Annotated in this window: 11 protein-coding genes; 2 read left to right on the forward strand and 9 right to left on the reverse strand. The window is 59.5% G+C overall.

Features of this window, described 5'->3' with window-relative positions:
* Positions 1-79: 79 nt before the first annotated feature.
* Genes queE through queC form a run of 3 tightly spaced genes read right to left on the reverse strand, consistent with a single transcriptional unit; the run spans position 80 to position 1,898 of the window.
* The gene (gene queE / locus N5D22_RS26910; RefSeq protein ID WP_279658993.1) at positions 80-835 is read right to left on the reverse strand and encodes a 7-carboxy-7-deazaguanine synthase QueE; all 756 of its coding nucleotides are present in this window, start codon (positions 833-835) and stop codon (positions 80-82) included.
* Positions 832-1,188, reverse strand: coding sequence for a 6-carboxytetrahydropterin synthase QueD (gene queD, locus N5D22_RS26915; protein ID WP_020811477.1), 357 nt, complete (start codon positions 1,186-1,188; stop codon positions 832-834). Before queD ends, queE begins: the two co-directional genes overlap by 4 nt.
* Positions 1,188-1,898, reverse strand: a complete 711-nt coding sequence (queC, locus tag N5D22_RS26920) for a 7-cyano-7-deazaguanine synthase QueC (RefSeq protein WP_279658994.1) — start codon at positions 1,896-1,898, stop codon at positions 1,188-1,190. The genes queD and queC overlap by 1 nt, the downstream gene beginning before the upstream one ends.
* A 223-nt stretch (positions 1,899-2,121) precedes the next feature.
* Between queC and N5D22_RS26925 the strand changes: the two genes are divergently transcribed.
* On the forward strand, positions 2,122-2,259 hold the full coding sequence (locus N5D22_RS26925) for a hypothetical protein (RefSeq protein ID WP_279658995.1): 138 nt from the start codon (positions 2,122-2,124) through the stop codon (positions 2,257-2,259).
* A gap of 257 nt (positions 2,260-2,516) precedes the next feature.
* Here the strand turns inward: N5D22_RS26925 and N5D22_RS26930 are convergent, their stop codons facing one another.
* The 6 genes from N5D22_RS26930 to N5D22_RS26955 form a co-directional block, all read right to left on the reverse strand.
* Entirely contained in the window at positions 2,517-3,650 is a 1,134-nt protein-coding gene (locus N5D22_RS26930) for a Gfo/Idh/MocA family oxidoreductase (RefSeq protein WP_279658996.1), read from the reverse strand.
* Positions 3,651-3,674: 24 nt separating this feature from the next.
* Positions 3,675-4,439, reverse strand: a complete 765-nt coding sequence (locus N5D22_RS26935; protein ID WP_279658997.1) for a sugar phosphate isomerase/epimerase — start codon at positions 4,437-4,439, stop codon at positions 3,675-3,677.
* Positions 4,440-4,498: 59 nt separating this feature from the next.
* Positions 4,499-5,587 carry an ABC transporter ATP-binding protein gene (locus N5D22_RS26940; protein ID WP_279658998.1) on the reverse strand — a complete coding sequence of 363 codons (1,089 nt, stop codon included), beginning with the start codon at positions 5,585-5,587 and terminating at the stop codon, positions 4,499-4,501.
* A gap of 5 nt (positions 5,588-5,592) precedes the next feature.
* The gene (locus N5D22_RS26945; RefSeq protein WP_078052523.1) at positions 5,593-6,534 is read right to left on the reverse strand and encodes a carbohydrate ABC transporter permease; all 942 of its coding nucleotides are present in this window, start codon (positions 6,532-6,534) and stop codon (positions 5,593-5,595) included.
* A complete protein-coding gene (locus N5D22_RS26950) occupies positions 6,527-7,429 on the reverse strand; it encodes a sugar ABC transporter permease (RefSeq protein ID WP_279658999.1) in 903 nt (300 codons plus the stop codon). The genes N5D22_RS26945 and N5D22_RS26950 overlap by 8 nt, the downstream gene beginning before the upstream one ends.
* A gap of 139 nt (positions 7,430-7,568) precedes the next feature.
* Positions 7,569-8,801 (reverse strand): ABC transporter substrate-binding protein, encoded by a 1,233-nt coding sequence (locus N5D22_RS26955; protein WP_279659000.1) that lies wholly within the window; start codon positions 8,799-8,801, stop codon positions 7,569-7,571.
* A gap of 222 nt (positions 8,802-9,023) precedes the next feature.
* Between N5D22_RS26955 and N5D22_RS26960 the strand changes: the two genes are divergently transcribed.
* Positions 9,024-9,746, forward strand: a complete 723-nt coding sequence (locus tag N5D22_RS26960) for a CPBP family intramembrane metalloprotease (protein ID WP_279659001.1) — start codon at positions 9,024-9,026, stop codon at positions 9,744-9,746.
* The last annotated feature ends 72 nt before the right edge of the window (positions 9,747-9,818 follow it).

Here is a 9,818-nt window from a genome sequence, read left to right on the forward strand (position 1 = left end):
CGGCTTCCACTCGCTCAGTACATTGTGCGCTTCTTGAGGATGCAAACTACAGCGTGGAATTTCACTCCCGCCCCCCCCCTCAAACCCCGCGCTTATTCCCCCACAACAGCACATGCAGCTGCGGCAGCACCCGGGCAGAAAACCAGCGATCTTCGCTGACCTTCTCCACCAGCCACAACATCCGGTCCATCACCCCGTTGATATCCACACGCGCATCGTCATCATCCGGCGGCGGCGGGGTGTGGTTGCCGGGCTGGAGATGGACGGGCAGATGCGGGAAACGCGCGGATGCTGCCTTGGCATAGGCATAATCCGCATCGTCGAACACTACGATCTTCAGCGCCACCTGCGGTCCGTCGCCGGCGGCGGCAAGACAGTCTTCGAAGGCCTGCCAGTCCGTTTCCATGCCGCTCGATGGCGGTTTGGGGCTCAGCACCAGATGGTCGAGATCGGCAAACCAGTCTTTGGCGATGCTGCCCTGCGTTTCCAGCGCGAAACGATAACCCTCGCCCTGCCCCTTCGCGATCAAGGCCCCGAGTGGCTGGATGGCCGGGTTGCCGCCTGAAAGCGAGACCGTCAACGGTACGCCGCCGGAAAGCCGGCGCACCTCCTGCCAGATCACCTCGACCGGCATCGGCTTCCATGTGTCGCGGTACTCGCTTTCAACGGCATGCAGCGTATCGCACCAGGAACAGCGGTAATCGCAGCCGCCGGTACGCACGAAAACGGTTGGCAGACCGATCAGCAGACCTTCGCCCTGAATGGTCGGACCGAAGATTTCACTGATGCGGATCGTGGTTTCCTTGGCTGCAATCTTGTGTGCAGCCGCCGTCATGGCCGGTATTCCGCCCAGGTCTTGGCGGTTTCGCTGACCCGCACGGCGCTGGTTTCCGGCAGGCGATCCTTGCACCAGTCGTAGAAATGCTTCGCCAGACATTCCGCCGTCACCCGGTCGTGGCCCAGCACATCATTCAGATGGCGATGGTCGAAATGATCGTCGATATAGCGCTTCAGCGGCGCCAGCTCGTGATAGTCGCGCACGAAACCGTGCTCGTTCAGCGCTTCGCCCGCAAGCTCGATCTCGACGATGTAATTATGCCCGTGCAGGCGATTGCACTGATGGTCCGACGGCAGGCTTTTCAGCTGGTGCGAGGCGGAGAAGTGAAATTCCTTGGTGATGCGGAACATCAGCGCACCTCCTGCGCCGCATAGGCATGGGTGGCTGCTACCCAGAAATCCGGGTCTTCATAGTCGGTCGGGTCGGTGACACCGGCCAGATGAAAGGCCTCGCGCCGTTCGACGCAGGTGCCACAGCGGCCGCAGTGGCGCAAGCCGCCCTTGTAACAGGACCATGTTTCGCCGAAGGGCGTGCCGTATTTCACGCCGTCGGTCACGATCGCCGCCTTGGAAACGGTGACATAGGGGGCAAAGAGCTTGACGTCGGCATAACCTTCCAGCGCATGCGCCTGCATGGCATTGAAGCTGTCGATGAAGCCCGGCCGGCAATCGGGATAGATGAAGTGATCGCCGCCATGCACGGCAATCGCCACCGCATCCGCCTGCTGCGCGGCGGCCAGCCCGAAGGCGATGGTGAGCATGATGGCGTTGCGGTTCGGCACCACGGTGGAGCGCATGGTCTCCTCCGCATAATGCCCGTCCGGCACCGCAATGTCGTCCGTCAGCGCCGAGCCAGTGAGATGCGCACCGATGGTTCTGATGTCGATGACATGATGCGGCACGCCGAGCCGTTTGGCGCAATCGGCCGCGTATTCCAGCTCCTTCCTGTGGCGCTGGCCATAATCGAAGGAGACGAGAGCGAGAAGGTCGTGCTCCGCCGCGATTTTATGCGCAAGCGAAACGGAGTCCAGTCCGCCGGAGCAGATGACGATGGTTTTCATAATTTGGGATCCCTTGTTTTGACCGGGTGGGCTGCGACCGGATTACGGCGCGGCTTTAAAGCAAAGCGGCGGACTTGTGAAGGGCCTTGCGGAATTCGCGGAAAATCGGCGCGATCATGAAATCGCCCCGCGGCAGCAACAAGACGATACAAACGGGACATATGCCGGAAACCGGCAGGGCCTAGAACGATGCGGAATTTGCTATTCTCGAAGGGTCTTGCCGATGATGGCGGCTGATATATTTCTGTTTTCGCTGAGCAACCTCAGCTCTCTCGGCGCCGGCCTGCTGATGGCGATGGCAGCCATGCTTTATGTCACGCTCACCATTCGCGGGCTGATTTCCGCCATTCGCCATGGATAGGGCTCTCGGCGCGAAGCGCCATCGGTTCAGGCGCAATCTTACCACAGCGTTCGTTGTCGCTTCGGTGGCCGCCGTCGCGGCGGTTGGCATAGCCCCGTTCGTGTTCCTGATATGGATGGTCAGAACCGTTGCGCGCTGGCTCGGCTTTTTTATCGGCCTCTAGGGAGCTGCCTTGAACACGCGACGCTCGCCCCGACGGGCTGAGCGGGAAAGGCCCGGCGGACTGGCAGTGCGCCGGGCTTTTTTATGCAACAGGTTCAGCGCAGCAGCGCCTGCGCCTCCTCGATGCCGAGTGCAGCCGGCTGGGTGCAGGTCGTCGTCATTTCGATGAAACGGCCCTCCTCCCCGGATTTGAGGATCGAGGTCATCACATCGATGCCGTGCAGGGAGCGATCCAGCGAGCAACGGGCATCGCGGCCTTCCAGAATAGCGATTGCCATATCGGCAAGGCCCGCCGTGCGGTAATTGGCGCGCGGGCCATTGGGGCTTTCCTGATTGGCGATGCCGAAAGGATGCGCCCAGTCTTCCAGCGGCTGGATATTCTTATCGCGCCCGCTCGCTTCCACCACGCCGCCGAAGAAGTTCGGGTCCGGCACGTAGATCGAGCCTTCCGTGCCATAGAGCTCCATATTGGCGTGGCGGTGCGACCAGACATCCCAGCTGGCCGAAAGCGTGATCGTCGCGCCGTTCACGAATTCCAGCAGCGCGTGGATATTGGTGGGCGTTTCAACCGGGATGATCTCGCCGTTCAGCGGCTGGCTGGTCACCGTACGGGTTGGATTTGCCATGCTGGTCAGCGCACCGACGCGCTTCACCGGTCCAATGAGGTTGATGAGATTGGCGACGTAATAGGGGCCGAGATCGAGGATCGGCCCGCCGCCCTTCAGGAAGAAGAAGCCGGGATTCGGGTGCCACATCTCCATGCCGGGGCTCATCACATGGCAAGTGCCGGAGGTGATGCGCCCGACCTTGCCGTCATCGATATATTGCCGGGCAAGCTGATGCGCCCCGCCGAGGAAGGTATCCGGCGCGCAGCCGACGGAGAGGTTCCTCTCCCGGGCGATGCGCCGCAGCTCCTCGCCTTCCTCCAGCGAAAGCACCAGCGGCTTTTCCGAATAGACGTGCTTGCCCGCCTCAAGGGCGGCTTTCGACACCGGAAAATGCGCGGCGGGAATGGTGAGATTTACCACCACATCGATATCCTTGTTGGCGAGCAGCTCCTCGATGGACTGCGCGACAACACCGAATTCTTCCGCCCTCAACTCCGCCGCATTGCGATTGAGGTCGGCGCAGGCAAGCACCTTGATGCCCTTGAAGAGCGGCGCCAGCGAGAAATAAGCAGACGAGATATTGCCGCATCCGATGATGCCGACGCCAAGATCCCTGGCCATGATGCAAACTCCGAAAATTGAAATTCAATAGATTTTGAAGGAGGCGATCGAGCGGGTGATCAGCCGGTCGATATCCTTCGGGTTGTCGTGCTCGACCACGAAATGTTTCGTGGCGGATTTAGCCTTCAGCGCCGCGACGAGGCCCTTCCAGTCCACCGTGCCATGGCCGACATCGGCCCAGCCGTCCTCATCCGCATTCTCGCCTGTTGGTGCGATGTCCTTCACGTGTACCGCAGTAATGCGCTTGCCGTAGCTTTCGATCCAGGCGAGCGGATCGGCATTACCTCTGATGATCCAGGCGATATCCGCCTCCCATTTCAAATCCGGGCCACCGGCAAAAATCTGCTCCTGTGGGGTGGAACCGTCACCAAGCGTCTTGAACTCGAAATCGTGGTTATGCCAGCCGAAGGTCAGCCCGGCATCGACGAAAGGCTTGCCAGCCTCCTGCAGGCGCTTGCCGAAAGCGAACCAGCCTGCCGCATCTGTCGGGCGCTGGTCAGGCATCAGGTAGGGGCAATAGATCGCCTCCACGCCCAGAACCCTGGCAATATTGAGCGCCTTTTTCGGATCGCCTTCCAGAAGGTCGAGGCCGAAATGGCCGGTCGGCATGGCAAGGCCATTGGCGTCGAGTTCGGCGCGCAGGCCTTTCAAACCGGCATCATCCAGCGAAGCGTACATCGCGCCATAACCTTCGACATGTTTATAACCCGCCGCCGAAAGCTTCTTCAGAATGTTGGAAAAAGGCTGGAAATTACGGGCGCTGTAAAGCTGGAAACCGAGTTCTGTCATTGTCTCCTCCATAGAGATCTGGGTCTTGGGATTGTGTGTGGGGGTAAATCGAAGCTGTTCTAGAGCCGGTCCTCGCTTTGCGAGTCGAACAGCGAGGCCATCGTCATGTCGAGGCCGAGGCGCACCTTGGTGCCCGGCGAAAACCGCCTGTGGCCGCCGACGCGCACGGACATGGTATGCCCGGCATGTTTCAGCCAGATCAGATTGTCGGCACCCATCGGCTCCTCGATATCGACGATCGCCTCATGCACTTCGCCGCCAACGATATCGGCATCGACGCGCACATGTTCGGGGCGAACGCCCAAAACCACGGCACGGCCGGCGGCGAGCGGCGTTTCCGACTGGTAGCCATCCAGCGCGAAAGTCACGCCATTGGTGGTGAAGACCACCTTGCCGTCCTTTTCGATCAATTCGCCGCGCAGGAAATTCATCGACGGCGAACCGATGAAACCGGCAACGAAGAGGTTTCGCGGCTTGTTGTAGATGGTGACGGGATCGGCCAGCTGCTGGATGACGCCGCTTTTCATGATGGCGATGCGATCCGCCAGCGTCAGCGCCTCGATCTGGTCATGCGTCACATAAATCATGGTGTTCTTCAGCGACTGGTGCAGCCGCTTGATCTCGACGCGCAGTTCCGAGCGCAGCTTGGCGTCGAGGTTCGAGAGCGGCTCGTCGAACAGGAACACATCCACATCCCGCACCAGCGCCCGGCCGATGGCGACGCGCTGGCGCTGGCCGCCGGAAAGCTCGGCGGGCTTGCGTTTCAGCAACGGCTCGATCTGCAATATGCCGGCCGCCCTTTTGACGCGGCGGTCGATTTCCTCCTTCGGCACCTTGGCAACCTGAAGGCCGAAGGACAGGTTCTTCTCCACCGTCATCTGCGGATAAAGCGCATAGGACTGGAACACCATGCCAATGCCGCGATCCTTCGGCTCTTCCCAGGTGACGTTGCGGTCCTTGATGAAGATTTGCCCGTCGGTCGGCTCCAGAAGGCCGGCAATGCAGTTGAGAAGGGTCGACTTGCCGCAGCCGGAAGAGCCGAGAAGCACGAGGAATTCGCCGTCGTAAATATCGAGATTGAGGTCTTTCAGCACGGTAACGGCGCCGAAGGACAGGGAAAGATCAAGAATGGAAACGCTTTTGTTCATATAGCTCAACCTTTTACTGCGCCGGCAGCAATGCCGCGGACGAAAAGCCTGCCGGAGACGAAATAGACGATCAGCGGCACGGCCCCGGTCAGAAGGGTTGCGGCCATGTTGACGTTATATTCCTTCACGCCCTGCACGGAGTTGACGATATTATTGAGCTGCACCGTCATCGGATAATATTCCGGCCGCGTGAACACCACGCCGAACAGGAAGTCGTTCCAGATGCCGGTCACCTGCAGGATCATCGCCACGACGAAGATCGGCAGCGACATGGGCAGCATGATGCGGAAATAGATCTGCCAGAAATTGGCGCCATCAATGCGCGCCGCCTTGAACAATTCTTCCGGCAAAGAGGCGAAATAATTGCGGAACAGCAGCGTCAGGATCGGCATGCCGAAGATGGTGTGCACGATGACGAGGCCGGTCAGTGTGCCATAGACACCCATTTCCCGCAGCACGATGACGATTGGATAGATCATCACCTGATAGGGGATGAAGGCGCCGATGATGAGGATCGAGAAGAACAGTTCCGATCCCTTGAACTTCCAGTTCGCCATGGCGTAGCCGCTGACGGAAGCGACGACGATCGAGATCACCACCGAAGGCACGAGGATGCGCACCGAATTCCAGAAGCCGCGCGAGAGCCCATCGCAGTTCAGGCCCGTGCAGGCATTGGCCCAGGCCTTCACCCACGGCTCGAAAGTGATTTCCACCGGCGGTGCAAAAATGTTGCCAAGCCGGATTTCCGGCATGCCCTTCAGCGAGGTGACAACCATCACGTAAAGCGGCAGCAGGTAATAGGCGGCGGCCACGAACAGCGTGCCGTAAAGAATGATGTTGCGGCGGGAAAAGGTTTTCCTCGGCTTCCTGCCGCGTGGGCCGGAAAGGTCTTGGGCAACCGCATCGCTGGCGGCGACAACCGTGTTTAATGTACTGATATTAGCCACGCTTCTTGCCTCCGAATTCGAGGTAGGCCCATGGAATGACGATGATCGCGACCGTCAGGAGCATCATGGTGGAGGCGGCGAAGCCCTGACCCAGATTCTGCGCCTGGAACATGTAGTCATAGACATATTTCGCCGGCACTTCAGACGCGATACCCGGCCCGCCGCTGGTCTGCGCGACGACAAGATCGTAGACCTTGACGATACCGCTGGCGATGATGACCAGCGTGGTGATGAAGACCGGCCGCATCATGGGAATGATGATGAGGATATAGGTCTTCCACGTCGGAATGCCGTCGACGCGCGTCGCTTTCCAGATATCCTCATCGATACCGCGGAGGCCTGCCAGCATCAGGCACATGACGAGCCCCGTGCCCTGCCAGAGCGCCGCAATCAGGATGCCATAAATGACGATCTGGGAATTATAGAGCGGATCGAAGGTGAAACTTTCCCAGCCCATCGAACGGACGACGGACTGGATGCCGAATTCCGGGTTCAGCAGCCATTGCCAGACAAGGCCGGTGACGATGAAGGACAGCGCAAAGGGGTAAAGGAATATAGTACGGAAGGTGTTTTCGAAACGAATTTTCTGATCCATCAGCGCCGCCAGAACGAAGCCGATGACAAGGCTGAAGATCAGCGACAGCACACCGTAGATCGCCAGGTTCTGGATGGACACGATCCAGCGTGGTGCTGCCCACAAACGCTCATATTGATCGAAACCGATGAAGCTCGCCCGCGGCAGAAGCTTTGAATTGGTGAAGGAATAAACCACCGTCCAGATCGTGCCGCCGAGGAAGATCACCATGGCGGTCAGTATCATGGGAATGGAGGCAATCTTGGAATTGAGATTGCGGAAAAGCTGGTTGGGGCGCCCCGAGCGCGCTTGACCTGCCATGTTACCTCCTCCTGTAACGTTACAGTCTACGGTCAGGCAAAAGCCTCACCGCATGAGCCCCCTGCCCGTGCTGGTGATTGTTGCACAGGCAGGACGCTGGAGAGGGAGCGCGAACGCTCCCCACCCGGAGAAATCACAATCAGTCTGCCGAACCGATAATGTCCGCGAAGCGCTTCTGCCCGTCTTCCGCCGACATCGAGCCGGCGAAGAATTCAGCCATCAGGTCTTCCTTCTGTTTCTGCGTATCGGCGGAAATCAGCTGGTCGGTGCTGGTCAGCGCATTGCCCTTGGCGAGAATTTCCAGACCCTTCTTCATGCAGTCATTGGCGGCGTTGAGATCGACGTCGCCACGGATCGGCAACGAACCCTTCTTCAGGTTGAAGGCAACCTGGGTTTTCGGATCGACGATGGTTTCGGCCAGCACATCCTGCGCCTTGGATTTCGCCTCATCCTTCAGGAGCGGAAAATAGAAAGCGTCACCGCCGGTGGTGATGTAATCATTGAGGCCGAGACCCGGCAGGCAGGTGTAGTCCGTGCCGGCTTTCTGGTTGGCAAGCTGGAATTCACCCTGCGCCCAGTCACCCATGATCTGGCCGCCGGCCTTGCCTGTTATGACCATGTTGGTGGCCTGGTTCCAGTCCTGAACATTGGTGCCCTTGGCCATGTCGCGCGCCGCGACTGCAGCCGCGAAAATCTTCGCCATCTCGGGCCCGGCTGCCGCTTCGGCATCCTTGTCGCCATAGACTTTCTGATAAAGATCCTTGCCGCCGATCGAAAGCGTCAGCGTGTCGAACAGCCCGTTGGCCTGCCATGCCTGACCGCCGAGCGCCAGCGGCTGGATACCGGCCTTTTTCAGCGCCGGTGCGGCGGCGACAAATTCCGTCCAGTTCTTCGGAACCTCGACGCCCGCCTTCTTGAAGGCCTCATTGGAAAGCCACAGCCATTGCCAGGAATGGATATTGACCGGCGCGCAATAAATCTTGCCGTCGATGGTGCAGCTGTCGAGCAGGCTTGCCGGCTTGATGACGTCCTTCCAGTTGCCCTTTGCGGCAACATCGGAGAGGTCGCGCATCAGTCCTGCCTGGACAAGCTCTTCCGCCTGACGGCCGTGGTTGAACTGGGTCGCGCCCATCGGGTCGCCGCCGGTGATGCGGCTGATCATGATCGGACGGGCCGTGCCACCCGAACCGGCAATCGCGCCATCCACCCATTTATTGCCGGTGGCATCGAAAGCCTTGGCCAGTTCGGCGACGGCGGCGGCTTCGCCGCCCGATGTCCACCAATGGGTCACCTCAAGATCGGTGGCCCCGACTATCCCCGCCGGAATCATGACACTGGCCAAAAAGGCCGCAGAAATAACACGCATTCGCATGAGTCTCCTCCCTCACTGAAACGTTGCAGTTGGAACGTATGCGAAGATTTTTGATTAGGCAACCGCCTAAAATACGAATCTCGAAGCGCCCTCCGGGGGCATTTCGAGCGATTGAAAAATGCGCCGGATTGGCATGTGGCACAGGGGATTGAACTGCGTAATCCACACGCAATGCCAGTCGCTTACAAAACTTCGCAGTGAGGAAAACAGGCGAAGAAGACCATGAAGCGCTGGCATATTCTTTTGGTCATCGGACTAACCGGCGTCGCATCGCTTTTATTGGCGACATTTGAGCAGCTTGTACCGGGACAGCAACTTTCATTCGGAATGCGCCTGCTGATCCTCATCCAGCCGGCAATACTGACCATCGCGGCGGTTGCAACCGGTCAGGCTCTGGCCGCAAAACTCGGGCTTGGCGCGCCCTTGGTCGATAGCTGGCTGACGGGCGGCAACCCGCGAGCGGTTCTGCGAACACAGGTGCCGCCCGCGCTGGCGGCGGGCATTGCCGTCGGCCTGCTGATGATCGCCTATTCATCGGCGATCCTGCCATCGGTCGCGGATGCGGCCACCATGACAAAAATGACCGCTTTTGATGTCCCGCTGGCGACCCGGATTCTCTATGGCGGGATCACGGAAGAGCTATTGACCCGATGGGGCCTGATGTCGTTTTTCGCCTGGGCGCTCTGGCGCATGACGGGAAGAGGACAGATTCGACCGGTGATTTTGTGGGCCGCCATCGTTATGGCGGCGGCGCTCTTCGCCGCTGGTCATCTGCCGTTTCTGTTTGCGATTGTCGCCCAGCCGCAAGCGGCGCTGATCCTTACAGTCCTGCTCACCAATTTCATTCCCGGCCTGCTGTTCGGGTGGTTGTTCTGGCGTCGGGGGCTGGAGGCGGCGATGCTTTCCCATGCCCTCGCCCATTGCGTGAACGCGCTGATCTCCTGAGCCGAAAAAGCGAGCCGGACAATTATCCGCCTCACCTTCTCCAACTCTTCAGTGCCGGCGTCAATTCTATTG

The organism is Agrobacterium sp. GD03872, from assembly GCF_029840625.1.
Taxonomy (GTDB): domain Bacteria; phylum Pseudomonadota; class Alphaproteobacteria; order Rhizobiales; family Rhizobiaceae; genus Agrobacterium; species Agrobacterium fabrum_A.